Below are 26,735 nucleotides of genomic sequence, written 5' to 3' on the forward strand. Positions count from 1 at the left end.
ACCTGGAAAAGGCACGGATTTTTTCTTGTTCCTGCAGTTTAATTACTGCGTTTATTGGATCGCTGAGAGAACATCCAGCAGCATGGATTTGAATTTGGGCCGGTCAATGGCCTCACATACACGCACATTGGGCTCTTTGCCAAAACGTCCGTTGATATCGACCACACTGTATCCGCGTGTCAGCTCTCCTGCCGCTTCCACATCCACATAATATTGACCTGACTTGGTCATGATGGATTCATCCGCAGCTACAGCCATCAGCAATGTATCGGGATGAGTGGTGCCATTCAGTTTATGTACCGACTTGTTGAACTGCATAACCACTTTGTTAATGGCTGTGAAGAAATCAGCACCAGATGTACCGAGAGCTGCAATTTCTGCATGATCGTCATCATCCATGACTGAATATTGCGTGCACATCTCCCAGCCTACCATCGTAATCGGAATGCCGGCATGCAGTACAATTTTCGCTGCTTCCGGGTCCACGTAGAAATTATACTCCGCTGCCGGTGTGATATTGCCCAGTGCATTATTGGTTCCGCCCATGATGTACAGGTGAGCAATCTGCGGAATAATGGTTGGGTCCTTCTGGATCGCCATCGCAATATTAGTCAGCGGGGCAATCGCCAGAAGTTCAATTTCACCTGGATATGCATGCACCTTCTCAATGATAAAATCAACCGCGTGCCCGCTCTCGGGACGTTGATCCGCCTTCGGGAAATGCGCGCCGCCCATGCCGTCATCGCCATGCACATCTTCCACTGTGCGGTGCTGAGCCTTACCGTAGGCCATTAGCGGACGCTCGCAACCTTTATATACAGGCACCTTGCCGCCATGTCCAGCAACCTGTACCGTGTACAAGGCATTTTCAACTTCCTGGTCGAATTGTACGTTACCGCCCGTAATCGTGATGCCTTCCACCTGAAAGTGGTGCAATGCCGTCAGGATCGCAATCGTATCGTCTCCTGCTGTATCTGTATCGATGATGACTCTTCTCATGATGCCGCGCTCCTTCTTCCGTTTGATATTCATTTAGAACAAAAATACAACATTACACTTAATAACTCTGCGTACAGAACAATCTTATGATCGCTGTTACCCTCGGATTTTTTTATATACCTTCTCTCAAAGGTAAAAATCCGATGATAAAGGCGAACGCTTCGCTTCTCCAGATTTTTTCTGTCCTCTTCGTTTACGTGTAAACACTATATTCATTCTAAATTATCGTTAATCCCTATGTCTTATTTTACATCAAAAACGTACCGATGACGATGGAAACGCCGATGATAATCGAACGCAGCAGTTGTGCTACCGCCATATTGCCTCGTGCAATTTCGTCACACACCCGCATTTTCGGAATCAGGAAATCAAATATAATATAGACCAGGCACAACACAATAATTCCAAGTGCCGACCACAGCAGCATATCCAGCCACGAATGCGTCGAGAAAGACACCATGCCTACGATAATACACAGTCCCAGCAATTTGCTGCCCATATACATGCCTGCCGCTTCGTTACCTTTGGCGATTTCTTCACTATCGTTATACCGGGTCAATTTGCTAAAAGCGAAATATCCACACACCAATACCACCAGCAGAATGCCTACACCCACCGCAACATTCAGCAAGTTCAATCCCAAGTTCTCCATTCCTTCTCCTCCTCATCATTCATCCGTTCACGAACCGTAGCCGCACAATAATAGGCCATATCTCCGGTTACTTTCTCCCCGACCCGTGGTAGCAACCCAGCCAAACGCCCACCGATAACAAACACCCCTGTAAGCAGATAGCCGCTGTACGCTCCAGCTTCCGTCTCGATCACAACCTGTTCCATCGGAACCAGCTGCTGATAGATTTTGGGTTGGTTTTCGTAATAAGCTGTAATTTCCTCTTCATCCTCTTTGGCTTGGTCTTTCACCCTCAGGGTTGAATCGTGAGCTGACTCTTCCTCCTGAACTGCACTTCCATCCAGCAAAAGAGTTCCTCTGCCTTCGCGCCCCCAATAGCTTTTGGCTACATATGGCATGGCGTTCAGCTCGAAGGGCTCAGCCGAAAAATAGGTAGGCAGCAGATATCGGGAAATAACGTCCATCTCTGCTTCATCAAAGAGGGTAAACCCGCAATAATCCGGGGTTTGCTCGTTACGCTCGTAGAGCGACCAGATTGCCGCCATGAAGCCTTTGCTCTGCATCAGTACATGCTGAACCGGATTCATCAGGCCTAGTCGTCCTTCCCGTACAAGATCAAGCAGCGCAGCACCAATCTCCACGCCTGTCGTCTCATCCCGATCATCGATTAGATACTCCAGCGGATAGAGACGGTATAGCAGGTTGATCTCCCGACCCTGATGGTAAAGCGCCTCCCCAGGAACAATCTCCAGTTCCTCCAATGGGGCATAGAAGACATCGTATCCGGCTTCCTGACAGCGTCTCATCAGGTATTCCGTATTCGTTCGATCTTCGACATGTTCACCAAAAGAAGTAAACGTCACCGGACCCTGCAATCCTTGGTTTGCATAGAATTCGAGCCATATCCTGAAACACGCCCGAATACGTGTATCCATCTCGGCAGATGGCGCAGTGAACGCAGTATCCTCAGTAAGACCAACCAGGATATCTTCCAGGGCAGCAGCCTCCGGTATACCCGTAGGGGTGTCCGTATTATTTTCAATACACTTCGGCCCAGCATCTCCAATAATCCAATCCTGACGGGTAATGCCTCCAGTCACCATCTCCATACGTGCCGTCGGAATAAGCCCCGGATGGATACCGAGCTGATGCTCTAAAAAAGAATCCGGCATATATTGCTGGATAAATCGCATCACTTTACAGTAAATGCCGTCTACCGCCTCCGCTGCCGCACGCAGCTCCTGCATCTCCAAGGGAGAATAGACCGTCAATGCAGGCACACAATACTGCTTCCCGTACATTCGATGATATGGGATCTGTTCGCCTGCTTCACCCTGAAATACCTCTTCGTGACTTAACGGCAGTTGAACCACTTGCCTCATCCGGTTATCCTCCCGAACTGCGGAAGAAGCTACCGAAGCCGCTTGATTTGGACTTGGATTTGCTATAAGAGCTGTTGCTGTCCTTGTTGCTTCGATACGACGACCCGCCGTAGTAATAGTGCCCACTGCTGGAATCATATTCACATCCGGTATCATACTCCGGGTCACATTCATCATTGTTGCTGCCACAACCGGATAACACGGCAGGAACCGCCAGCATCAGGGAAAAAGCAACCAGCTTCGCTTTTGATCCGGGTTTGGATGCTTGCCCCCGCTCTTGGTCACTCATTACAGATCCACCTCTTTCATATAAAACAATACTTTCTTGCGATCCGCATCCAGCACGGAATACAGGAACTCGTACGTCTTGCCACTGCGAACCATGTAATGATCCAGCAGTTGCTCGGCAAGCTCCATCGTATAGGTGGATGACGTTGTGAGCTCCAACTCCTGAAACGAACTTCCATTCCACAGCATATACTCTGCGCTGTACATGGAAGACATTTTGCACATCGCCAGCGCAGCATCCGCAATGGCTGCACCGTACTCGTCCGGCATCTGTTGGTCATATGCCGTCACGTATACTGCATGTTCCCGCCCATCCTGGCATTCATTGGACAGATGTGCCCAGAGTTTGTTTTTCATCAGGGTAGCATCCACCAGTTTTCGCATGAATAGTTCATCACGCGTGACTGAAGTCTGTTCCAGCACCCCTGTCTCCGCCTGTCGATCATCTGACCAACTCCGATACGTCAATGAATAATAGATACCGATAACCTCCCTTTTTTGCGAGCTCTTAGGTGAGCCGTTTCAATTCATACAAACGTATTTAACGCATCAGAAGGAAAAAAGTTACACTAGTGAATCAATTTCATATTACCTTTAGCTGCTTCAAATCAAGGCTAGACATAGATCAAAATGGTTTAATTTTTCTATGTCTAGTTACAAAACTCCATTTTTAATGAGTTATAAAATTGATTCTATTCACCATGACATGTAAAAAAGCTACTGTTCGAGGCGTCGTCGATGATGCTACATTCGTGATTTAACGCTTGCTTGGCTAGCACGCAGATTCCGCGTTTGGTATGTATCCCAGGTGCAAAAAGGCCGGAGAAAACTCTCCGACCTCGCTTGCTCATTCTAAAGCTCATACTATTCTGACTTATAACTCAGCCCACTGGGCCAATACATCATTGTATTCAGTGGACAATTGCTCCCGGTCATTCCAGATTTGTTCCAGTTCAAGCGGATTGTTCTGTACCATTTCCAACTGTTGATCCAGCACCTGAATCTCTGCCTCAAGACGAGCCAGGGTCTTCTCCAGCTTCTCCGCAGACAGTATATTGCCGTTGCTACTTCTATGATTCGATGCAGTTGCTGCCGAAGGAGTCAACGCCTTGCTTGATCCTGTAGAAGCTTCATGATCACGACTTCCATCGGTAGCCGTAACAGTGGAACCGTTCAATGTCGAGGTTGCTTCTGGTATCTTCTCTGATCTGGCAGTCCCGCCGGGCGCGGACGTTAAACCTGACTTCATCTCTGACTTGGCATTCCCACGAGAAGAAACTCCTGCTGTAACTTGACCTGTCGCCGCTGCACGAGCTTGCATATCAAGCTTCTTCTCACGATACGCCTCATAGTCTCCCAGATAAGCGGTCATCTGTCCGTCCTCCAGTTCCCAGACACGGGAAGCGAGGCGATTGACGAAATATCGATCATGCGAAATGGCAAGTACGGTTCCTTCAAAATCAACCAAGGACTCTTCCAGCGCTTCTCTGGATGCGATATCCAGATGGTTGGTCGGCTCATCGAGCAGCAGTACATTGGGTTTGCGTTGCACCAGCAGAGCCAGCCGCAGGCGCGTCCATTCCCCGCCAGATAATTGCCCGACAGAGCGGAATACATCCGCTCCATAGAACAGATATCGGGCCAGAATCCCGCGAGCCTCGCCTTCCTCCACACCCGCTTCCAGACGGAAGTATTCAAGTACATTCAGCTTCGGATTCGTGGGTTCCTCCTGTTGAGCCAGATACCCGACATCCACACGCGCCCCCCACTCCAGCTTGCCAGCATTGGGCTGCTCGTCACCAAGCAACAGCTTGAACAGGGTCGTCTTGCCGGAACCATTGCGGCCAATGAGTGCAATTTTATCCCCATATTCCAGCAGACCCGAGATCCCGCGCAGGATTTCACGTTCACCATAGCTCTTCTCGACCTGTTCCAATACCGCTACCCGTTTGCCCGTTCGATCCGTAGGCCGTACATCGAACTCGGCATTGCGGCGCTCCAGCACAGGACGCTTCACCTGTTCCATCCGCTCGATTGCTTTACGCATCGAAGCCGCCCGCCTGAAGAACTTTTCATTCCCACCAACTCGGCCCCACTCCTCCAGCTGGCGGATCGTTTCTTTCATTTTTTTGATAACCTTCTGCTGCTCTTTGAACTCCTCGAATTGCTGCAACAGCCGTTGTTCCTTCACTTTCATATATTCCGTATAACCACCAGCAGATGTTTCTGCTTCTCCATCCTCCAGCTCCAGTGTTCGATTCACGACTCGATCCAGAAAATAGCGATCATGCGAGATCAGGACAATGGTTCCGGGATATTCTCGTAAAAATCCTTCCAACCACTCGACCCGCTCCAGATCAAGATGGTTTGTCGGCTCATCCAGTAATAACAGATCGGGTCTTACGATTAGCTGTGAAGCCAGCACCACCCGAGTCTGCTCCCCACCGGACAAGGAACCGAAGCGCCAACCATAGTGTGCCTTTGCGAGATCCAAACCGTCCGCCACCTGATCGATCCGGGCATCCATTTCGTATCCACCCTCACGCTCGAACTGTTCTTGCAGCGCCGCGTAGCGTTTCAGCAGACGCTCCAATTGATTAGGGTCTGTTGCGCATGCCGGATCGGACATCTGCTGCTCCATTTCCTTCATTTGCGTGGAACATACCATGAGCTCCTTGAATCCAAGACTCAGTACATCCAGTACGGTATGGTCATCCAATCCTTCCGGAACCTGGGCCACATATCCCACTCGTGTATCTTTCTTTATCATCAATTGACCCTCGTCCGGCTTGTTCAGCCTTGCCATCAGGCGCATAAGTGTTGTCTTGCCGCTTCCGTTGCGGCCGATCAGGGCGACTTTATCACCTTCCATAATTTCAAACGTAATGCCGTCCAGCACCAGATGTGCTCCGTGGTATTGAGTCAGTTGTTGCACGCTAATCATCATCATAATAAGGTTCCTCCTATAGGTTGGAAGATCCTGACCGCAACACAAAAAGAGCCGCAGGAGGTTAGCTCCGCGGCCCTTCAGAATTCAAGCAATATCGCTTATCGTCCGAATGAGGTCAAGGCAGGCATCTTCTCGCAAATGTTAACTTCCGTATATTCAAAATTGGACAGACTTCTCCCGTTGGTCAGAAAAGTATGAACAATGCCAGCCATAGCAATCGGCAGCTGGCTAATACGGTTGTTAAGCATCTCGTGATTCACCTGTCTTCACCTCCCTTGTCATAATTAATGTCAATATATCACAGACGGATGCGTTCCTGCAACCATCCCATCGCCCAATTCATCCGTACTGTACAGTAGCTACTGCTCTGATTAATTCCTGCCCCGTCGCCGAAGCACCACATCCCTGATCGCCACCGTAATGAGTGTTAACATTCCCGCGGTACCGAGTGACACACCGAGCAGAGCATATCCGATGCCATTCCATCCGCCAATATTGATGCTGATCATGATTACAACGGCACCGCCAAGCAAGGCCACACATGGCAATATATATTGAACCCACGTCATTCGCCGTCCTTGCAACCGATAGATAAGCCATTCAATCAGCAGCTGCACCGCCCACATTCCCAATGTCCACATGATCAGTACTTCCATAAGGTTCCCCTCCTGTTGCTGGATGGATCAAGCCCTTTGTTACAGACTTGCCTTTACTTCAACCAATCCGAGAAAAAGTTCCGGTATCCTTCTTTCATCTTCGTCCGCGAAAAAGCACCAAACGCATACTCCCGGTTGTCTTCTGACACACTGCGCGGTGCTGCCGCAGCCATGTTCACCAGTTCAAACCAATTGTCCTCATTGCCTGCAAAGGCATGCGTGGATCGAATGTGTCCGTAACACGCGTGCTCCGGTTTCACGACCATTTTGCCCATCGCCATCGCTTCCGTCAGCGGCATCCCAAACGTATCAAAGGCCGAACAGTTCCAATACACCTTGGATGAGTTCATCAACGTAAATATCTCATCCTGGGTGAGCGCAAACTTCAGCTTCACATTGGCAGGAATGTCGTACTTCTTCATGCTTTCCTGATAGCGCACACCGCCGAACACCATATACACTTCCTTGTCCGGGTTCTGCCGGGCATATTCCAGGACTAGATCAGGGCGACGGTTCGCCTCATCCCGACCGATCCAGAGCACCCGATTATGCACAACCTGACTCGGGTCATAGTGCCGGTTCGCCAGCTCTTCGCTAAAACCAATCGGGATGACGTTCACGTCATGTACACCGAAATTGCGACCCAGCTCTGTTTTCAAAAACTCCGTCTGTACAATGGCTTTATCCACCATCGTATAGAATGGCTTCATCATCTCATATCCCGTCAGCGCGGGATCGGGAAAACTGTGCGGGAACAATACGCTTTTCGGTAAGAACATCTTCAAAAACGTAAACCCGGATACGGTGTAGATGACATGCTCTATATTTTGGCTAAGAATCTGGTCCAGCACGATATCGTAATTCACCAGGTCACCTTTCTCATGCTCATAACCCGGCAACCAGTCGTATCCGCTGACATGACGCTCCGGCGAGATGAACACAATATCCACGCCCAGCTCCAGACCAATCTGCTTCAGCCGATCCGCAAATACGCGTGGCCCCTGAGCTTCTGTAAATTGAATTTTACGCATAACAAGTCCGACTTTACGCAAGCTTCTCACCCCTCATTTCTATTCCTCACGCATGTGCTTCATGCACTGTTCCAACGTCGCTGCCGTCTCGTGCCACTGGCTTCGCAGCTGCTCCTTCGGCCACACACATTCCTCACTCCTCAGATCACCGTCAATCAAACGCAGCATCCAGAGCGAAAATACAATAGCATAGGCATCGTACCATCCTGCAAAAAGAACCCGTTCAATCTGTACGCCCAAGCTCCCCAGTTTGTCCAAATAAACATCCATAACCCGCTCTCGCAGGGCAGACGTAACCGTTCTGGGGAACAGCGGATGCGAGAGATCCACCAGATGGTATACATCCCACAGCGGCGTATTCAGATGGGCATGCTCCCAGTCCAAGATGACCAGCCTGCTGTCCACTTCCGCCATGTTACCTGGATGCAGGTCTCCGTGACACAGTACGGTTGGAAGTTGCTCCTCAGCTGTAAGGATCAACCTGGCGATCTTGTCCCAATCCGATGCGGACAGCTGCATGTCCAGTCTGGCCAACAGATCAACGGTAGATTGCTCCTGCATTTGCAACTCATCCAACATCGTGCGAATGGACGGTTTCTGGCCCACGCGAGGCAGCTCGCTCCAATCCGTAACAGGCAATGCATGCCACGCTGCCATATGTGCCGCTGCGCCGAGCATCGTCGCTTCTTGCGAATCATGCACAAGCTGCCCTAGATCCTCGTAGATCATCCAGCTCTGTGCTGGTGCAATGGTAAGGTCAGACGCAGCAATAAGCTGCGGATAGAACGGCGGTAGAACAGACATCACACACTCGTACATCCATCGTTCCCGTCCATGCTGTGCAGGATTCGTCAGCGGTTTGAAAATATAACTTCCACCGGTAGGAATAGTGAATCGCTCCACATATCGTCCGTTCATTCCTTTATACAACTGTTCGCGGCTTGTTATATAGTGATCATTCAGCATTCCTTCGGGCGTCACCCAGCTGTATGCATCCAACTCTTCTTTCACGCTATCCACCATCCGTTTCGTTCTCCCTGCTGCTCCGATTAAGATTTCTATTCATCATACGTTGCCGTTCACAACCCTGCAAGCTTTGTTCGTAAGCGCTTATTCAGTGTCTCAATTCAGAGTTTCAAAATTGCTTATTGCATTTTAGTTAGTAATCACTTACTATACAATCATGAAGAACAAATCTCATGTGGATAGCAAAAAGAAAGATATCCTACAAGCGGCGATGCGCTTGTTCGCAACCAAAGGCGTTGACGGCATATCCGTCAAAGAGATCGGTGACGCCGCCGGAGTAACCGACGCGGCGATCTACAAACATTTTAAAAACAAAGATGCCGTTGCCCTGGAAGCCTTCACTCAATATTGTGTCGACTATACTGCATTGATTGACGGGTATGTTCGCCGGGAAGGTCCCGTACTGGAACGCTTCAAGCAACTGGTTACCGAGGTTCTCCATCTGCATGATGAAGATCCCTACGGACTGCTGCTGATTTCACAGAATCATGAAATATTCATTGAGGCTGGAAGCAGCGAGGATTACCGTCAGCCATTGGATGCGTTAATGGATCTGATCGATCAGGGAATCATGCGAGGTGAGCTTCCTCAGCAGGATTCGAGGCTCACTGCCGTGCTGATTATCGGTGCAATTACACGCATGGCGGTCTCCAGTATGCAAGGTGAACTGCCGGAGTTGCTGGTACCTTATACTGGGGAAACGGTTCACCGACTTGCATCAATGTTGGGGCAGGTACCCCAAGAGTAGCGAGGGAGAGTGGTAGCCATTCTGACCTCGCAGAACATCAAAAAAGGTTCAGAGCTGCACGTTAATATAAGTGCGTGTTCAGAAAGTCTGGTTTTCAGTACCGAGAAGATGGGATGAAGATAGAAATGGAGTAGCGGAGCGTAGGGAAAACGACGTGAGCAACTACATTGTTTCCGAAGGAAACAACCTTCGTAAGCATCCGCTTATTTCGGCTGAATCCCATATTCGATGCTGATGATGCCGCTAGGCATGATTCGTAATCAAAAGCGGACTTTTTGAACAACTTCTAAAAGAGAATCGTCAGCATACCATCAGGATATACAGAAGAATTATCGGGTCATACGTGACCTTTTCTTTTTGCACATGAGGTTAGTGTTCATTAACTAAAACAGTCAGGACGTGTCATCTTCGATGAAGAAAATATTAATTATTCAAGGCAATCCCGTCTCACCGAGTTACAATGGCGCAATCGCCGAGGCGTACCGCAAAGGTGCGGTGCAGGCTGGTGCCGACGTCCGCATGATCACCCTGAACGAGTTGGCGTTTAATATGAATCTGCAGGGAGGATATCGTAATAAACTTCCACTTGAGCCAGATTTGCTACAAGCCCAAGAAGCGATCAAGTGGGCCGAGCATCTCGTATGGGTATTCCCAATCTGGTGGGGAGGACCGCCTGCCCTACTGAAAGGTTTCATTGACCGAATCTTCATGCCAGGTTACGCCTTCAAGTATCAAAAAGGAAAACCTTTCCCGGATCAGCTGCTCAAAGGCCGCACCGCCCGCATGATCACCACGATGGATGGTCCGAGCTGGTACTTCAAATGGTTCCAAGGTGAGCCTGCACATAAAATGATGAAAATCTCCACATTTGGACTCACCGGCATCAAACTTGTGCGGATAACAACTGTAGATCAAGTTGGGAAGAAGTCGGATGAACAGAGAAAGAATTGGCTCGATAAGATTGAACAGCTTGGGCGGAAGATGGGGTAAGACAGAAAGTTGCCTAATCCTAAACAAAACAAAAAAAGGGATGTCCCTACGTCATGTTCAAGACGGGACACCCCTTTTTTTGCGTTCGTTATAGTCTACGAACCTTGCACACATTATTTACCCAAACGAAATACGACCTGATGGATGCTCAGGCAAAATGGACGATACCAGTTGCTGCACAGCCGGATGATCCGACTGCATTACCGAATCCCCCGTATCACCGCTATAGACAATCCTGCCCTGATCCATTACGGCAATACTATCGCAGATCGTCATGGCGGCCCGAATGTCATGTGTGATAAAAAGGTAAGACAACCCGTAGGACGCTCTTAGCTCAGCCAATAGAGATAAAATTTGCGTCTGGTGCACCATATCCAAGCTGCTGATCGATTCGTCCAGCACGATTAATTTCGGCTTGAGCGCGATAGCTCGTGCAATGTTAACTCGCTGTAATTGACCACCGCTGAACTGATGCGGAAGCTTGTTTGCATCCTCAGGTGTAAGTCCAACCTGTTCAAGGAGTTGTCCTACCACACGCAGTTGTTCTTTTGCCGACAATTGCTCGTAATTATCCAGCGGCTCACCGATGATCTGTGCGGCAGTCATAAGCGGATTCACAGCCGAATAACAGTCCTGGAACACGACTTGCAGATCACGTCGTAATCCCTTAAGCACGGGTTTGCTGGATCGGTAGATATCCTGACCCTGAAACAAAATCTGACCCTGGCTGGGCTTCTCCAGACCAAGAATAATTTTGCCCAAAGTACTTTTACCTGCTCCACTCGTACCCAGCAGTCCCAGACAAACACCCTTTTCAATCGTAAGTGAAATGTCTTCCAGCACAGGAGGACGCGCTCCCGAACGATCCAGCCAGTTGCGTTTGCCATAGCTATGGCTTACTTCACGTACCTGAAGCATCAGGTCATCCTCCTCTTTTGTACTTGGCAGAAGCAATCTCCGAAGAAGCTGAAATTACACATCATCATGTCCATCCTACCCCTGCGCTACCCGCTTCAAACAGAGCTCACACCAGTTCTACACTTACATTCACTAACGATTCCATTCTTTATTAGTCGCTATCGTCTCAAAGACATACCGGGCCTGGCACTTAACAACATCCGGGTATACTCATGCTGCGGGTGATCAAACAGTTGATACACATCCGCCTGCTCTACAATTCGTCCCTTCTGCATAACCGCGACTTCATCCGCCATTTGCGAGATCACGCCCAGATCGTGGGAGATGAGCAAGATGGATGTGCCATATTCCGTACGTAGCCGATCCAATTCCTGAAGCACCTTCAACTGATTCACGACATCCAGTGCCGTCGTTGGTTCATCAGCAATAACCAAGGCTGGTCGCAGACACATCGATATGGCGATCATCACCCGCTGCAACATGCCTCCACTCAGTTGATATGGATATCGCTTCATCAGTTTAGCTGGTTCGGGCAAGTTCATATCTGCCAAGGCAGCAATAGCCCGCTCTCGGGCCGCTGCTTTGGATATTCCCGAATGCGTACGCAATGTTTCAATGAATTGAGATCCGATCGTATATACGGGTGTAAAAGCATTCATCGGGTTCTGCATAATAAATCCGATGTCCTTGCCGCGGATGCGCCGCATCTCCTCGCCTGACAAGGAACCCAGCTCACGCCCATTCAGGCGGATGCTGCCCGACACTTCCATCCTGCGCGGATCAAGCAGATGGAGCAACGCGTTACACGTAACGGTCTTGCCGCTGCCACTCTCACCGACCAGACCGAAGACACGACCTTTTTTCAATTCGAAATCAATGGGCTCCAGTAACGGGACTGAACCCTCCGCTGTTCTTAGATTCACTTGCAGACCACGAACTTCGAGTACCTTCGCTGCATCATCCATCGTTACGTTCACCTCCATATGCCTTCGGTTCCGAATCACTACCTTTTTGCAATGCCATAACGCTCGGATAACGCTTCACCCAAAATGTTGAACGTAATAACTACCAGCAGAATTAATGCACCCGGGTAGATCATCAACTCCGGATGACTGCGAATATAACCCGTTCCTTCATGAATCATGGCGCCCCATTCTGCATTTGGAGGTTGAATACCAAGCCCCAAGAAGGACAACGCAGATATATCCATAATCGCCCAGCCCATCTCCAGCGTGCCCATTACAACAATGGGACGCTGCACATTAGGGATGATATGTCTGCGGATAATCGTCCACGAAGAGGAGCCGCTAATCCGCGCCGCTGCGATGAAGTTCCGTTCCTTCAGACTAACGACCATATTCCGGCAGATACGTGCATAATACACCCACTGTACCATCATGAGGGCTAGCAGCACCTGCATCAGACCTGGACCAAAGATCCCTACAATGCCCAGCACCAGCACCAAGTTCGGAAACGCCATAATGCCTTCACACAAGCGCATCAACAGACTGTCCACCCAGCCACCAAGGTAACCGGAGATAGAACCCACAATGACACCTATGAGCAAAGAGGACAGAAAGATCAGGGTAGCAAATCCGAGCGACACCCGCGCGCCATACATCAGCCTGGTGAGATTGTCGCGTCCCAGATGATCGGTTCCCAGCCAATGCTCAAGCGATGGACTCGCCAGCTTCTGTAACAGATTCACCTTCACAGGGTCATGAGGAGCAATCCATGGGGCTAATAACGCTACCATGAAGAAAAGCAATATGATCACCGAGCATACCTGGATGGCTCTCTGTCCTTTACATACCGCACGCCATTTGTTTATCAATGTTCTGCCCGTCCTTTCGCTGAAATCCGTGGGTCCATAACGAGCTGCACCAGATCAACGAGTAGATTGCATACGATGAACAGGCATGCCGCAAGAAAGACATAACATTGTATTACGGGGATATCCCGATTAAATATTGCATCGACAAAGTATCGTCCGAACCCAGGCCAGGAAAACACTTGCTCCACAATAATGGTGCCTGTGAGCAGCTTGCCCATACTCATCCCCATCCCCGTAATGAGGGGCGATATGGCGATTTTCAGGACATGTTTCAGCATAATGACTCGTTCGCGAATTCCGCGTGTTCTTGCATACTGTACATATGTCTCCTGCAATTGCCCCAGTACACTGGAACGCAACAATCGGGTGTAGATCGCAATAAGAATCAAGGAGAGTGTAATCGTAGGCAGAACCAGATTCTCCCACGATCCACGCCCCTCCACAGGCAGCCAGTCCAGCTTCACCGAGAAAAAGAAGATCAGCAGGTAACCGAGCCAGAATTGCGGAATAGATGCTCCAAAATAGGAAATCGCACGGCTGACCATGTCAATCCAGCTATTCTTATACACTGCCGCCAGTATTCCCAAAGGAATACTCACCAAAGCCGATAACACTATACTCCAGAAGGCTAGTTCAGCCGTAGCCGGAAGCCTTAATTTCACTTCATCCCATACGGGTTTATTGGTGAGATATGAGGTGCCGAAGTCGAGCTTGGCAATCTTCTGAATCGTATGCACATATTGGGTTAACATAGGCTGATCCAGACCGAACTCATGCCGCTTTTGCGCAAGCAGCTCCGGTGTCGGGTAGATATGAGCGGCTGTCAGATAAGCCTCGGCCGGATCAACCGGCGAGATATGAATAAGCGCAAAGGTCACAAGTGTAGCGATAAAAACGATAGGAATGATCGCGATCATTCGTTTACCAATATAACCGATCACCAAACGTTCCTCCCTTTTATCAAGCTACATGACCTTAGCAAGACCTTACCACTCTCAAAGTCACTACTTATTAATTGCCCAATTCAATGCCTACAAACGGATTTTCATCACGGTTCGCCGGGAAAATAAAGTTGGAAATTTTCTTCTGATATACAGCCGTTTTCTTAATATAAGAGATCGGTACGATGGCCGATTGCTCCTGAAGTGTTTTCAGGATGGAGCCATACAGCTCCTGGCGTTTCGTCTCGTCTGTGGATGACAGGGCTGCATGCACCTGATCGTCCAGTTCCTTTTTCATCGGCAACGCACTCAGGGTCTCGGAAATCCCGAATCCAGGGCTCGCCACAACATTAATGAAGGAATGTGGATCATATGGAGCGCCATAGTTGTACCAGAAATACAGATCAAAATCATTGGCTTTCAAACGTTTGATCTGTACCGTCAGTTCCAGTCCAGTGAGGTTTACCTTAACCCCAAGCTCGCTCCATTCCGCCTGAATGGTCTCAGCCATCGCTTTCTGAATCGGGTCCGTCTTGTCAAAAATCATCTCAAAATCAAGCTGCTGACCGTCTTTCTCACGAACCGTGCCACCTGCAGGCAGCTTCCAGCCCGCTTCATCCAGTAAAGCTTTGGATTTCTCCACGTCATACGTGATCGGTTCCAAGTCTACATTGGTGTATGGATAGTTTTTGGACAATACGGTATCGGCTGGCTCTTCCAAACCGGAAGTGACGCCTTCCACCATCGCCTTTTTGTTGAATCCTTGCTGGAGCGCCATCCGTACTCTGACATCGGACATCTTCGGATTGGAAGAGTTCAGCAACAGACTGCGAGTTCCCACAGGATCAGACAATTGGGTTACATACTCATCGTTGTCACGAAGTTGTTGGAATGCATCCAGGCTGATCACACCTTCACCGTAGATCAGGTCGAGATCACCTTTTTCAAAAGCAAGAACACGGGTCTCCCCATCAGGAATGATCTTAACCGTAATCTGATCTACCTTCGGTGCTGTTCCCCAATAGTTCGGGTTACGCTTGAATACGGCATATTCGTCCTGCTTGTACTCAGCCAGCATCCACGGACCAGTACCCACCGGCTCTTTGATGCCTTGGGAAGTATCTCCGTCATCCGGGAATCCGGCTTCACCCAGGAAGCGGAAAGGACGAACTACAGACAAATCCTGCAAGACCGGATAATACGGCTCTGTGAGTGTCAACCGGAAAGTCTGATCGTCCACAACCTCCGTCTTGTCGAGCACACCTACAATGCCCAGCCAGCTATGTGTGTCTTTATTTTTCATAACAGCATCAAAATTCTTTTTCACAATCTCAGCATTAAATGGCGTACCATCTGAGAATTTCACACCTTGGCGAAGCTTGAATGTATATACTTTGCCGTCATCGGAGATCGTCCATGATTCTGCCAGGGCAGGTTCCAGTTTCCCGTCCTTCTGGTAGCTGATCAGCGGCTCATAGAGCATGGATTGGGCAAATAATTGCGAAGGATTATACGTATGCGGATTCATTGTACCGATATCACGTGGCCATGACATCGTAATCGACTTCGTAGATGTTTGATCCGAAGCAGCAGATGAGGATTGATCTGCACCTCCTGTATTGCTGCAGCCCACGATAACCAATAGCAACAAGAGCATAGATGCCAATGTGAGAGCCGAAGATTTGCGATGTTGTACAGACATGGATGTTGATCCCCTTTTCTCTATTTTATGATAATGATTATCATATTCATCCATTAAGAATATGCAGGAGCCCTTCTTTTGTCAACAAAATTCGACATGGTATGTGTTGTTACTAAAATAGCCAAAAAACCTTTCCTGTGGGAGGAAAGGCTTCTTGATCTGAATATGAATTACAACTGGAAAAATAAGCTCCACCATAATCTGCTATTCCTTGCTCACAGCATGGAAATCACGAAAGTACATATGCAGATATATCACTGAGATTCGTCTACATACGCCTTCTTGTTTCTCGTTTAAACTTCTACAGCGATGCCCTCATAGAACCGACGAATAACCTTCTCCGCGGGCTTACCATACACCCCGTATCCGTCATCGGTTAGCGCATCCTTCTCCGCGTGCAGATGTGCGCTCCAATCCCACAGACCGAATCCGCGTACCCAATCACGCTGACTGACATGCCGGAACATCGCCTCATAGAAACGCTCCTGTTCCTCAGCACTCACTTCACCCTCCAGTCCCCAATCGTTCGGAACCTGGGCCGATCCACTGCGGCTGGGACAGCCTGCTTCCGCGAAGAAAAAGGGTTTGCAATAGGGAGCAATCGCCTGTTCAATACGATCCAGTTGCGCCTCCCAATCTCCGATGGGATAATAGCCACTGGAAGAGATCACGTCCACCGCATCCCACCACTTCACATGGCCTTCCTGATATTTGTCCGTGTTGTATGACACCAGTCCAGTGTACTCTTCACGCACAGCGGCGATCACCTCGCGCCACTCTTGATCCCGACGCTCGGATTGCACCATCTCACAACCTACAATGAACATCTCACACTTTTCCTGCTCTGCAATCGCTGCATAATGCTTCTGAAATGCTGTGTAGCTGCGGAACCAATCCTTCCACTTTGGCTCACACGGCACATCGATATCAAAAAAGTTAATATGTGCACGCCATGTGCCATCGGTGCAGTTGACGGTTGGTTTCAGAATGACACGCAGCCCAAGTATACGGGCATATCGAATCATGTCGACCAGTTCATCATCCTCGACCAGATGTTCACCCCGATACTTGACCTCTACCGCCTGCGGATGATCCTGATGTGCCGCCAGTGCAAAAATAACATGTGAACTGCCTGTTCGTTCGGCCATCAGGCGCAAGGATTCTTTGGCCTCCGGCTTGCGGAAGTCACCCCTGCCACTCATCCAGCCAAATGTAAATCCCTTGATATACTCCATATGCATTGCTCCCCAATGTATACACTTTCACTACGATTGCATTACCATCTTCCGATCGCCGTTATCCCCAGATTTTTGTCAATCCCTTTTATACAAAGAAGAAATCCAGGGATAAATGCGACCACTTCGCTTCTTCAGATTGGTTCTGCACTCTCCGTTATTGTGTAAATTTCAGCTTTTCCAAAATTTGTTTCACTTCGATTACAGCTTGCCTTCCTCATGGTCTCCGGCGATAACTTCGTCCGTCTCGATCACATAGTTCACGATCTCTTCGATGGTCGTGTACGCCACGCCCACATACGTATCGGCAGCGCCGTAATAGATGGCGATACGTCCGGTCTCGGCATCATGCAGTGTTGCACACGGGAAGATGACGTTATCAACGAAGCCTTGTTCTTCATACCATTTTTCCGGTGTCAGCACGAAGTTGGAGGAACGATATTTTACTTTGGATGGCTCATCCAGATCCAGAATGACCGCACCCATGCTATATACCAATCCGTTACAGGTCCCAGTGACGCCGTGGTAGAACATCAGCCAGCCTTCGGACGTTTCGATCGGAGCAGGACCGCCACCAATTTTGACCGATTGCCACCAGCCCTGACCGCCTTTGCTCATCACATGACGGTGCTTGCCCCAGTACACAAGATCCGGGCTTTCACTCAGGAAAACATCCCCGAATGGGGTATGTCCACTGTCACTTGGTCTGGACAACATTACATAGTTGTCCTTGATTTTGCGCGGGAACAATACGCCATTACGGTTGAATGGCAGCATTGGATTTTCGAGGCGGACAAACGTTTTGAAGTCATCTGTTTTGGCCAGGCCCAGTGCTGCGCCGTAGAAATCTGTACACCAGATGATGTAAAACGTATCCTCGACTTTGACCAAACGTGGATCGTACGCATAGTTCGGCATAAACGGATCGCCATTCTCATCCACAAATGCAATGCGTTCTTCTTCAATCGTCCACTCCAAACCGTCCTCACTCGATCCCATGTGAAGGTGCGGACGGCCATTAACGGTTTCAGCACGAAATACCCCAATGAATTTCCCTTCATAAGGAACAACGGCACTGTTGAAAATGCGGGCAACGCCTTTGACCGGGTTACGCGGAACCACTGGATTCGCCGAGTGTCTCCATACCGGTCCTTCCGTTCCCTCCGGTTTGTTCTCCCACGGCATATTCGGCAAAGCGTCCCCAACAATGTGTACGTTTTTCGTTTCGGCAACTGACATTTTCATTTCTCCCTTCGGATTTTATTTAACGGAGCCTTGCGCGAAGCCGTTGTAGATGTACTTCTGTAGCAGCAGGAAGATGATCATGGTTGGAATAATGGCGATCATGATACCGGCGCTGATGACTTCCCACTGCGATCCGAACGGTCCCTTGAATTTGAACAAGGCGGTGGATATGACCTGTAGATCGGTCTTCGGCATGTACAGGAACGGTGTGTAGAAGTCGTTATAGATGTTCACACCCTTCACGATAATGACCGTTACAATGGCCGGTTTCAGCAGTGGCAGAATGATTTTCCAGTAGATCGTGAAGTACGACGCGCCGTCCAGCATGGCGGATTCATCCAGTGCACTTGAGATGGAACCCAGGAACTGCAGGAAAATATACACCGCGATGATATCTGTACCCAGGTACATTACAATGGCTGCCCAGCGTGTGTTGAACAGGTCGAGCGCGTTGATGATCTGGAATGTGGCGACCTGCGTCGTAACACTTGGAATCAGGGTAGCGAGCAGAAATGCCGCGACCATGATTTTCTTGCCTTTGAATTTGAACCGATCCAGCACATACGCGATCATGGAGCCCGTTAAGGTTGCACCTATGATGGAGATGATCAGGATAATAATTGTATTTTTGAAACCAACCAGCATGTTGCCATCCACAAAAGCCTTCGTATAATTCGCAAAGTTCAGCCAGTTGGCTGGCGGGGCAAGCGGACTGCTAGTAGCGTATTCCGCATTGGTTTTGAGAGATGCAAACAGGATGACCACGATGGGTAACAGCGCGATAAACGCCGCAAGCACCAGGGAAGCATATTTAACCACGCTCGCAAGGGTGTATTTGAATTGGTTCACGTTCATTCCTCCCCTTTCATGGTGACGCGCTGAACGAGCGTAACGAGAATAACGATCAAGAGCAGCACCACAGCCATGGCGGATGCCAGTCCCAGCTTGCCATATTTAAACGCCAAATGAACCGTCTGGATTACAAATGTCATACTGCCGTTGGAACCATCGGTCATGATATATGGAATATCGAACGCACTAATTGCGCCGCTAATCGCCAAGATCAGGTTGAGCTGCAGGATGCGTGTAATGCTTGGCAGGATGATGTGGCGGAATTGCTGCCAGCGATTGGCACCATCAATATCGGATGCTTCATACACATCCTTCGGAATGGAGGAGATTGCACCCAGGAAAATGATAAAGTTAAAGCCCATGTATCTCCATACCGATGCACCTGCGAGTGACACGTTAATAATATTGGGATTACCGAGCCAGAGCTGCGTGTATTGCCCCAACCCTACAGCATGCATGAGCATATCGAGTGTACCGTCCGGTTTGAAGAAAAAGAGGAAGATAAAACCGATGGCTACCCCATTCAGCAAATAAGGGAAGAACAGTATGCCTTTGAAGAAGTTTTTGCCTCGAACTTTGAAACTCAGAATCGTGGCAAAGTAAAGCGCCAAGCCCATCTGTAAGAACGTAGCCACGAAGTAGTACAAGCTGACAATAAATACTTTGAAATATTCGGGATCACTGAATATACGCGTATAGTTCTCAAAGCCAACATAATCGAACCTTTTACTGTATCCGTTCCAATCGGTGAAACTGTATTTGAACATGTTGATGACTGGTAAGTATGCAAACGTGAACAGCAACGCCAGCGGAATAATTGAGAAGGCACAGATGATAAATATGCGTTGCGCTGAGTAGCCCCAATTCGAAAGTTTTAAGTACTTCATGCTCTCCACACCTCCAAGCGGTTCTCCCGCCTATATATCGAAAGACTCCCGTCCAATGGAATTCTGGCGGAACAACTGCCTAGGAAGAGCATCTGGCATCATGCTTCCGAGTACCAGATGCTCCGTTATACATGGACTTACATGCCCCCGCAGTCCTTTTACCGCCAGATCCACTTAGGTCATCTCGTTATTTCGTGAGTTCTGCTCTTGCTTTTACCCACTTGTCGTTCAGATCTTTCATGATGTCGTCATACGATTCCTTGCGGTTCCCAATACCTGCTTCGATAATGCGTTTCTTGAAGTCAGGCTGCCAGAGACCGATTTCGCCTTCGTTATCAATCTTGTCGACCAGACCTTCCTGACCTTCTTTGGCAGGTGTAAGCGTGGAGAATTTCACATCTTTATATTGATCCAAAATCGGTGGCAATTCAGCATTCTTGTCTGCATCCATACCGCCGCCCTGTTCAACTGCGTAGTTCGATTTCGCCAGGAACCAGTCAATCCAGGCTTTGGCAGCAGGTTTGTTCTCACTGTTCACGTTCATGCCGATGTTATAGTCTGCGGAGAGCGGAACCACAACCTCACTTGCATTGGTTGGGAAAGGTAAGAATCCGATGTCCTCCGGAGTATCCGTCATCCCTTGGATCTGTGTGATCGCCCAAGAGCCCAGTGCCATCGTAGCAATTTTGCCTTTGGCGAGATCCGCTTTGGAGCTTTCCCAGTCGGTTGTCGTTGGATCTTTCTCGATTAGACCGTTCTTGGCTGCATCATAGAGCACCTTATATAGTTCGTAGTGCGGCTGACCAGGCACAAAGTTCTCATCTGTGTTCGGTTGGTCCACGTTAACGTAATCCACACTGCCTGCAACTGTTGGCAGATCTGATTCCCATTGGGTTAATGCCCAGCCAGATGCATAGTTGGTGTAAAGCGGAACCGCATCTGTATTGTCTTTAACCAATTGAAGCGCAGCCTGGAATTGCTCCGGTGTTTTTGGAACTTCCATAATGCCTGCGTCTTTGAAGACCTGTTTGTTATAAATGATTCCGGAGAACGTGATCACGGTAGGGATACCGTAGACCTGACCATCCACCATGCGTTCTTCAATGGCGGTGTATTTGTCTTTCAATTCATCGTACGTGCCGAGCGGCTCGAAAAAGTCCGGGATATCTGCGATCGGAACACTGGTCGGGATCATCAGTACATCACCATAATCCTTGGTGCTCATACGGATTTTCACTTGTCCTTCGTAGTCGGCCAGCGCCTGAAAGTTTACTTTTACATCGGGGTATTCCTTGTTGAATTCTGCCGCATAGTCTTTGAACACGGTATCCACAATATCTGTCCGTTGCGTCAGAACGGTTATTTCACCTTTGATATCTGCCGGATCTGTACTGATCTCCTCCCCTGCCTGCGAAGATCCACCTCCGGATGAACATGCAGCAAGTAGCGAAGTGATGAGCAGCATCGTCAGCAACATCATCCAACCTTTGTTTTTTCTCAATTGTTTCGACCCCTTTCTTAATTTCGTTAAGTTATCGTTAAGGTTACAAAATGAATTCTAGTATGGTAACGCTTACCTGTCAATTCATTTATTTATAACTTAACAAGAAAAATTGCGAGGTAATTCGTTGACATCTGTTTTTCAGGGCACTAATATTGTTTAATAAAGTTACCGTTAACTTAACGAATTGAGATTGATGTAACATTCTGAAGGAGTGCTCACTTATGAATACCAAAACAACCCAACTCCAATCTGAGATGAAGGAACATTGGGAGAAGCAGATTTTACCCTTCTGGTCCAACCTTCAAGATACAACCTACGGTGGATTCTACGGTTTGGTCGGCAATGATCTTCAGGTTAATCAACAGGCACCCAAAGGCGGGATCGCCACAGCACGGCAACTCTGGTCTTTTGCAGCAGCGTATCGGGTTACCGGAAACGAAAGATGGCGCGAGCACGCTGAACATGCATACCGCTTTCTCGCCGATCATGTGATGGATACCGAATATGGCGGCATGTACTGGATGGTAGATTACACAGGGGAAGCACTGGATACGAGCAAACATGTGTATACGCAATCATTCGGCGTGTATTCACTCAGCGAGTACTATCGCGCTACCGGGGATGCTTCTGCATTGGAACTTGCGAAAACGCTTTTCGCTCTAATCGAGGACAAAGGTCTGGATGCCGAACTACCTGCGTACAAGGAACAATTTGATCGCACATGGAAGGAACAGCCCAATGAAATGCTGAGCGAAAATGGGGTTATTGCGGACTACACAATGAATACGCATATCCATGTGCTGGAGGCCTACACCACGCTCTATAGAGTGTGGCCGGATCAACAAGTGAAGGCGGCGCTGGAACGCCTGCTCGGAATTTTGTATGAACGCGTGTATGACCAAGACACCAAGTTTCTCGGGGTATTTTTCAACAAACAGTGGGAATCCCTCATCGATCTGCGCTCGTTCGGACATGACATTGAAGCCAGCTGGCTGATCGACGAAACGTTAAAAGTGCTGGGGCTGGAACAACATCCGGAGTATGCGGCGATGGTAACAGATATTGCCTATAACATCTCCAATGTAGCCGTGAATGCTGATGGTTCCCTGTTAAATGAACAAGAAGGTGATCATATCGATGAGAAGCGCATTTGGTGGGTTCAAGCCGAGGCGATGGTCGGTTTCTGTAATGCATATCAGCGTACAGGTGATCCACTGTTTCTGGAGAGAGTGGAACGCCTGTGGAGCTATACAAAAGAAAACATCATTGATCAGCGCGCTGGTGGGGAATGGTACTGGTCGGTTGATGGGAACGGCACACCGGATCAGAGCGAAATTGCCGGACCGTGGAAATGCCCGTATCACAATAGCAGATTCTGTATTGAACTAATCGAGAGGATGGGATCAGAATGATACACCCGAAATACAAGGAGTTACTGGAGAAACAGGAGCAGCTGCTTACTCGCCCCAATGAGATCAATCATTCCTTCTACAACGGCGTATATGATCGGTATCAATATCCGGTAATCACTCGCCATCATGTACCGCTGCATTGGAGATTCGATCTGAATGAGACGACCAACCCGCACTTTATGGAGCGCCTGGGTATCAACGCTACACTGAATCCGGGAGCCATCTATTTCAATGGCAAATACATCATGGTCATTCGTACCGAAGGATTGGATCGCAAATCGATCTTTGCACTCGCCGAGAGTGACAATGGAATCGACGGATTCCGTTTCACGGGTAAACCATTGGTCTGGGATGATATCGATGCGGATGAAACCAATCAATATGATATGCGCCTTGTTCAGCATGAGGACGGTTGGATCTATGGCATCTATTGCTCGGAACGCAAAGACCCGGAGGCTCCTGCATTTGATACATCCAGCGCAGTTGCACAGGCAGGACTGGTTCGTACACGGGATCTCACTAGCTGGGAACGGTTGCCCAACATCACAACGAATTCCCCTCAACAGCGCAATGTCGTATTGCACCCGGAATTCGTGGATGGAAAATATGCCTTCTACACCCGTCCACAAGACGGATTCATCTCAACAGGCAGCGGCGGCGGAATCGCCTTTGGTCTGTGTGAGGACATCTTGAACCCTGTCATTCATGAAGAGACAATTATCGACGAACGGCAATATCATACGGTATATGAGGTCAAAAACGGTCAGGGCCCTGCTCCGCTCAAGACGGATCGCGGCTGGATTCACATTGCTCACGGGGTTCGGAACACCGCGGCAGGCCTGCGTTATGTGTTATACACCTTCGCTACGGATCTGAATGATCCGGCGCGTATTATCGCCAAGCCAGGCGGCCACTTCATTGCCCCTTATGACGATGAGCGTGTAGGCGATGTATCCAATGTTATTTTCTGCAATGGTGCTGTGGTCAACGAAAACAATGAGGTTTTTATCTATTACGCATCCAGTGATACCCGCTGTCATGTGGCAACAACCACGCTGGAAAAACTAGTCGATTATACGTTCAATACACCGGCTGATCCGTATCGTTCCCTGGACTGTGCCAGCCAGCGGGGTCAGCTGATAGAACAGAATGAGAAGCTTTTACAGAAACAATTGACATAACATCGCTATAGCAACCTTTCATGCAAACCTGAAATATGCCGAAAATAGCGAAACAACCGTCAGAATTGCTTTATTCCAAGTTGGTAACGATGTATACTGATATGGATTGTTATTATGTATGGAGAAAGCACTCATCATAATGACAGCACATTGTGCCTATACCGGCTTGAAGGAGGCGACCATACTGAAGAACAATATCACCATGCGGGATATCGCCGACAGGCTCGGGGTCAGCAGTGTGACCGTCTCGAAAGCATTGAATGATAAAGATGGCGTGAGTGGCGAATTAAAGGAAAAAATTAAAGTGCTTGCTGTTGAAATGGGCTATCGGTATAATGCTGCTGCCCGTTCCATGAAGGAAGGCTTAACCCATAATATTGGCGTAATTATCCCGGAGCGTTTTACCGGGCCGACGCAGTCGTTCTATGTACGCGTGTTCCAGCGCATCACCAAACATCTGGAGGAACAGGGCTACTACGGCATTCTGCACATTCTGAATGTGGAGGATGAGGAAGAATTAACGCTGCCCAAGCTGTACAGCGACAACAAGGTTGATGGTTTCATCGTGCTTGGACAGATCAGCAAAGAGTATATTGAATTGGTACGATCCATGGATGTTCCCAAGATGTTTCTCGACTTCTACGATGAACATTCGGATATCGATTCCGTCGTTACCGATAATTTCTACGCTGCCTATGAGCTGACAAACTATCTGGTTCAGCAGGGCCACCGTAACATTGCTTACGTGGGGAACCTGTATTCCACGAGCAGTATTCAGGACCGATTCCTCGGATATTACAAATCCTTGCTGGAACATCGGTTGCCGATGAATCCGGATCTGGTTCTGAATGATCGGGATGAACGGGGTACGTTTATTGAGATTGATCTGCCCGAGCAGCTGCCAACAGCCTTTGTATGCAACTGTGATCAGGTCGCTCATCTACTGGTTCAAAAACTGACTTCCATGGATATTCAGGTACCTGGCCAATGCTCTGTTGTTGGTTTTGATAATGATATCTATGCCATGCTCTCCGATCCCAAGCTGACAACCGTCGAAGTGGATGTGGAACAGATGGCGCGCACGGCAGTTCAGTCCATGCTCAAGAAGATCGACAACCCGAACCGCAGTTTCGGCCGTGTACACGTGAAAGGCAACATCATCTATCGTGAATCGGTAAGTGCTGCGTACACTCTTACGGAGATTCAATCACAATCTTCGCTATAAAAGATGCGACTGGATCGGTGTTCGTGCAGCCTATTTCCAGACTTATTACTCTCCAAACCACAATCGTATCTTGATTAAGCAAGTGCTCCCAGCCATATATGGCTGGGAGCACTTTTTGATTGGCAAGAACCAAACATATCCTCTTGGCTCCAGTTTAGATCGTTTTGAATTTATTGGAGGTCATCACGGAAAGTCAAGAGATACTAATAGGAATATTCAGCACTTCATTTCATGTTATTTCGCATAATTTTTTTATTAACGCGTCTGATAATTACTTCTGAAATTCAGAATAATCTAAATTTCATGTTGACTAGCATTTTTATTTAAGTCTAAATTAGAGATATAATAGTTTATTTAGCAATATTAGTATATATTGAATTTTATTTTAAATTTAATGTTTTTTTACAACTCACGAACTCCGCTTTCATAATTTTATACGTGACATCTACAATCTATGTATATGGAAGGAGAACAACGTCATTGGAGAACAAACTAATTTTTCTACCAAATTGGTTCAAAGACTTGTTACGACAAAGCAAATTGCAATTATACGTATTACTAACATTACTGGTGGTTATAGGGGTTATTGAGATGCTTACTCCGATTATCATTCAAAGATTTATAGATAATGCAACAACAGGTGCAGAGGTTGAAAAGCTTATGTATTTAGCAATTAGTTTTTTAGTCATTGCGTTCTTAGGTTATTTACTGAAGATATTAAACGCTTATTATTCTAATAAAATCACTTGGAAAATTTGCGAAGAAATACGTATTCGTTGTCTTACTAACATGAAGCGCTATGATAAGGCGTTTGAACAGAAGTATGGTGTTGGCAAACTAATGGATTATCTTTCAACAGATATTTCAGAAGTTAATTATTTTATTACACGAACATTACTACCTACAATTATCGATGCGGTCACTATGTTGGCAATTGTTATTGTAGTTCTGAAAGAGAGTATCGTTCTAGGTCTATTTTTTATTTTCTACGGATTGTAATATGAAGTGCGACACCTATTGAAAATAAAAAATGGCTCATAGCCTGATTCGTGTAGAATGAAAGTTACCACACCAGCATTCACACAAGGAGAATCAGTC

General features: G+C 48.1%; 26 protein-coding genes. 6 read left to right on the top strand and 20 right to left on the bottom strand.

Annotation, left to right across the window (positions count from 1 at the left end; genetic code table 11):
• Nucleotides 1–51 precede the first annotated feature (51 nt).
• From WFI24_RS17715 to WFI24_RS17760, 10 genes are all read right to left on the bottom strand, one after another.
• Nucleotides 52–999 (bottom strand): nucleoside hydrolase, encoded by a 948-nt coding sequence (locus tag WFI24_RS17715; RefSeq protein WP_336762862.1) that lies wholly within the window; start codon nucleotides 997–999, stop codon nucleotides 52–54.
• Between the two features lie 247 nt (nucleotides 1,000–1,246).
• The gene (locus WFI24_RS17720) at nucleotides 1,247–1,651 is read right to left on the bottom strand and encodes a DUF350 domain-containing protein (RefSeq protein ID WP_145324763.1); all 405 of its coding nucleotides are present in this window, start codon (nucleotides 1,649–1,651) and stop codon (nucleotides 1,247–1,249) included.
• The gene (locus WFI24_RS17725; protein WP_336762864.1) at nucleotides 1,633–3,012 is read right to left on the bottom strand and encodes a glutathionylspermidine synthase family protein; all 1,380 of its coding nucleotides are present in this window, start codon (nucleotides 3,010–3,012) and stop codon (nucleotides 1,633–1,635) included. Before WFI24_RS17725 ends, WFI24_RS17720 begins: the two co-directional genes overlap by 19 nt.
• Nucleotides 3,013–3,016: 4 nt before the next feature.
• A complete protein-coding gene (locus WFI24_RS17730; RefSeq protein ID WP_036671603.1) occupies nucleotides 3,017–3,301 on the bottom strand; it encodes a hypothetical protein in 285 nt (94 codons plus the stop codon).
• Nucleotides 3,301–3,723 (bottom strand): hypothetical protein, encoded by a 423-nt coding sequence (locus tag WFI24_RS17735; RefSeq protein WP_336762869.1) that lies wholly within the window; start codon nucleotides 3,721–3,723, stop codon nucleotides 3,301–3,303. The genes WFI24_RS17730 and WFI24_RS17735 overlap by 1 nt, the downstream gene beginning before the upstream one ends.
• 451 nt (nucleotides 3,724–4,174) lie before the next feature.
• On the bottom strand, nucleotides 4,175–6,250 hold the full coding sequence (gene abc-f, locus WFI24_RS17740) for a ribosomal protection-like ABC-F family protein (RefSeq protein WP_336762871.1): 2,076 nt from the start codon (nucleotides 6,248–6,250) through the stop codon (nucleotides 4,175–4,177).
• A gap of 98 nt (nucleotides 6,251–6,348) precedes the next feature.
• Nucleotides 6,349–6,510, bottom strand: coding sequence for a hypothetical protein (locus WFI24_RS17745; protein ID WP_017691697.1), 162 nt, complete (start codon nucleotides 6,508–6,510; stop codon nucleotides 6,349–6,351).
• A gap of 111 nt (nucleotides 6,511–6,621) precedes the next feature.
• Complete coding sequence (locus tag WFI24_RS17750) at nucleotides 6,622–6,906, bottom strand: YesK family protein (protein ID WP_145324767.1); 285 nt, start codon at nucleotides 6,904–6,906, stop codon at nucleotides 6,622–6,624.
• 53 nt (nucleotides 6,907–6,959) lie between these two features.
• Complete coding sequence (locus WFI24_RS17755) at nucleotides 6,960–7,958, bottom strand: glycosyltransferase (protein WP_336762875.1); 999 nt, start codon at nucleotides 7,956–7,958, stop codon at nucleotides 6,960–6,962.
• An 18-nt stretch (nucleotides 7,959–7,976) separates the two neighbouring features.
• Nucleotides 7,977–8,960 (bottom strand): phosphotransferase family protein, encoded by a 984-nt coding sequence (locus WFI24_RS17760; protein WP_336762877.1) that lies wholly within the window; start codon nucleotides 8,958–8,960, stop codon nucleotides 7,977–7,979.
• Nucleotides 8,961–9,120: 160 nt separating this feature from the next.
• Between WFI24_RS17760 and WFI24_RS17765 the strand changes: the two genes are divergently transcribed.
• Entirely contained in the window at nucleotides 9,121–9,711 is a 591-nt protein-coding gene (locus WFI24_RS17765; RefSeq protein WP_336762879.1) for a TetR/AcrR family transcriptional regulator, read from the top strand.
• Nucleotides 9,712–10,122: 411 nt separating this feature from the next.
• Entirely contained in the window at nucleotides 10,123–10,701 is a 579-nt protein-coding gene (locus tag WFI24_RS17770; protein WP_336762880.1) for an NAD(P)H-dependent oxidoreductase, read from the top strand.
• A gap of 117 nt (nucleotides 10,702–10,818) precedes the next feature.
• Here the strand turns inward: WFI24_RS17770 and nikE are convergent, their stop codons facing one another.
• The 10 genes from nikE to WFI24_RS17820 form a co-directional block, all read right to left on the bottom strand.
• On the bottom strand, nucleotides 10,819–11,619 hold the full coding sequence (gene nikE, locus WFI24_RS17775) for a nickel import ATP-binding protein NikE (protein WP_336762882.1): 801 nt from the start codon (nucleotides 11,617–11,619) through the stop codon (nucleotides 10,819–10,821).
• A gap of 158 nt (nucleotides 11,620–11,777) precedes the next feature.
• On the bottom strand, nucleotides 11,778–12,584 hold the full coding sequence (locus tag WFI24_RS17780; protein WP_336762883.1) for an ABC transporter ATP-binding protein: 807 nt from the start codon (nucleotides 12,582–12,584) through the stop codon (nucleotides 11,778–11,780).
• 38 nt (nucleotides 12,585–12,622) lie between these two features.
• On the bottom strand, nucleotides 12,623–13,453 hold the full coding sequence (gene nikC, locus WFI24_RS17785; protein ID WP_336762884.1) for a nickel ABC transporter permease subunit NikC: 831 nt from the start codon (nucleotides 13,451–13,453) through the stop codon (nucleotides 12,623–12,625).
• Nucleotides 13,450–14,394: a nickel ABC transporter permease subunit NikB gene (gene nikB / locus WFI24_RS17790; RefSeq protein ID WP_336762886.1), complete on the bottom strand. Its 945-nt coding sequence runs from the start codon at nucleotides 14,392–14,394 to the stop codon at nucleotides 13,450–13,452. Before nikB ends, nikC begins: the two co-directional genes overlap by 4 nt.
• Before the next feature lie 70 nt (nucleotides 14,395–14,464).
• On the bottom strand, nucleotides 14,465–16,096 hold the full coding sequence (nikA, locus tag WFI24_RS17795) for a nickel ABC transporter substrate-binding protein (RefSeq protein WP_336762888.1): 1,632 nt from the start codon (nucleotides 16,094–16,096) through the stop codon (nucleotides 14,465–14,467).
• A gap of 293 nt (nucleotides 16,097–16,389) precedes the next feature.
• A complete protein-coding gene (locus tag WFI24_RS17800) occupies nucleotides 16,390–17,331 on the bottom strand; it encodes a glycoside hydrolase family 113 (RefSeq protein ID WP_336762890.1) in 942 nt (313 codons plus the stop codon).
• A 201-nt stretch (nucleotides 17,332–17,532) separates the two neighbouring features.
• Nucleotides 17,533–18,570 carry a glycoside hydrolase family 130 protein gene (locus WFI24_RS17805; protein ID WP_336762892.1) on the bottom strand — a complete coding sequence of 346 codons (1,038 nt, stop codon included), beginning with the start codon at nucleotides 18,568–18,570 and terminating at the stop codon, nucleotides 17,533–17,535.
• Between the two features lie 21 nt (nucleotides 18,571–18,591).
• Nucleotides 18,592–19,431: a carbohydrate ABC transporter permease gene (locus WFI24_RS17810; protein ID WP_145324778.1), complete on the bottom strand. Its 840-nt coding sequence runs from the start codon at nucleotides 19,429–19,431 to the stop codon at nucleotides 18,592–18,594.
• Nucleotides 19,428–20,315 carry a carbohydrate ABC transporter permease gene (locus WFI24_RS17815; RefSeq protein WP_017691677.1) on the bottom strand — a complete coding sequence of 296 codons (888 nt, stop codon included), beginning with the start codon at nucleotides 20,313–20,315 and terminating at the stop codon, nucleotides 19,428–19,430. The genes WFI24_RS17810 and WFI24_RS17815 overlap by 4 nt, the downstream gene beginning before the upstream one ends.
• 187 nt (nucleotides 20,316–20,502) lie before the next feature.
• Nucleotides 20,503–21,816 carry an ABC transporter substrate-binding protein gene (locus WFI24_RS17820; RefSeq protein WP_336762897.1) on the bottom strand — a complete coding sequence of 438 codons (1,314 nt, stop codon included), beginning with the start codon at nucleotides 21,814–21,816 and terminating at the stop codon, nucleotides 20,503–20,505.
• Nucleotides 21,817–22,040: 224 nt separating this feature from the next.
• On the opposite strand from WFI24_RS17820, the gene WFI24_RS17825 reads away from it, so the two are divergent.
• From WFI24_RS17825 to WFI24_RS17840, 4 genes are all read left to right on the top strand, one after another.
• Nucleotides 22,041–23,231, top strand: a complete 1,191-nt coding sequence (locus tag WFI24_RS17825; RefSeq protein ID WP_336762899.1) for an AGE family epimerase/isomerase — start codon at nucleotides 22,041–22,043, stop codon at nucleotides 23,229–23,231.
• Nucleotides 23,228–24,412: a glycoside hydrolase family 130 protein gene (locus WFI24_RS17830; protein WP_336762901.1), complete on the top strand. Its 1,185-nt coding sequence runs from the start codon at nucleotides 23,228–23,230 to the stop codon at nucleotides 24,410–24,412. The genes WFI24_RS17825 and WFI24_RS17830 overlap by 4 nt, the downstream gene beginning before the upstream one ends.
• 139 nt (nucleotides 24,413–24,551) lie before the next feature.
• Nucleotides 24,552–25,637, top strand: coding sequence for a substrate-binding domain-containing protein (locus WFI24_RS17835; protein WP_336762903.1), 1,086 nt, complete (start codon nucleotides 24,552–24,554; stop codon nucleotides 25,635–25,637).
• 480 nt (nucleotides 25,638–26,117) lie between these two features.
• Nucleotides 26,118–26,636: an ABC transporter transmembrane domain-containing protein gene (locus WFI24_RS17840; protein WP_336762905.1), complete on the top strand. Its 519-nt coding sequence runs from the start codon at nucleotides 26,118–26,120 to the stop codon at nucleotides 26,634–26,636.
• Nucleotides 26,637–26,735: the final 99 nt, after the last annotated feature.

This window comes from Paenibacillus sp. USHLN196, from assembly GCF_037144955.1.
GTDB lineage: Bacteria > Bacillota > Bacilli > Paenibacillales > Paenibacillaceae > Paenibacillus > Paenibacillus xylanexedens_C.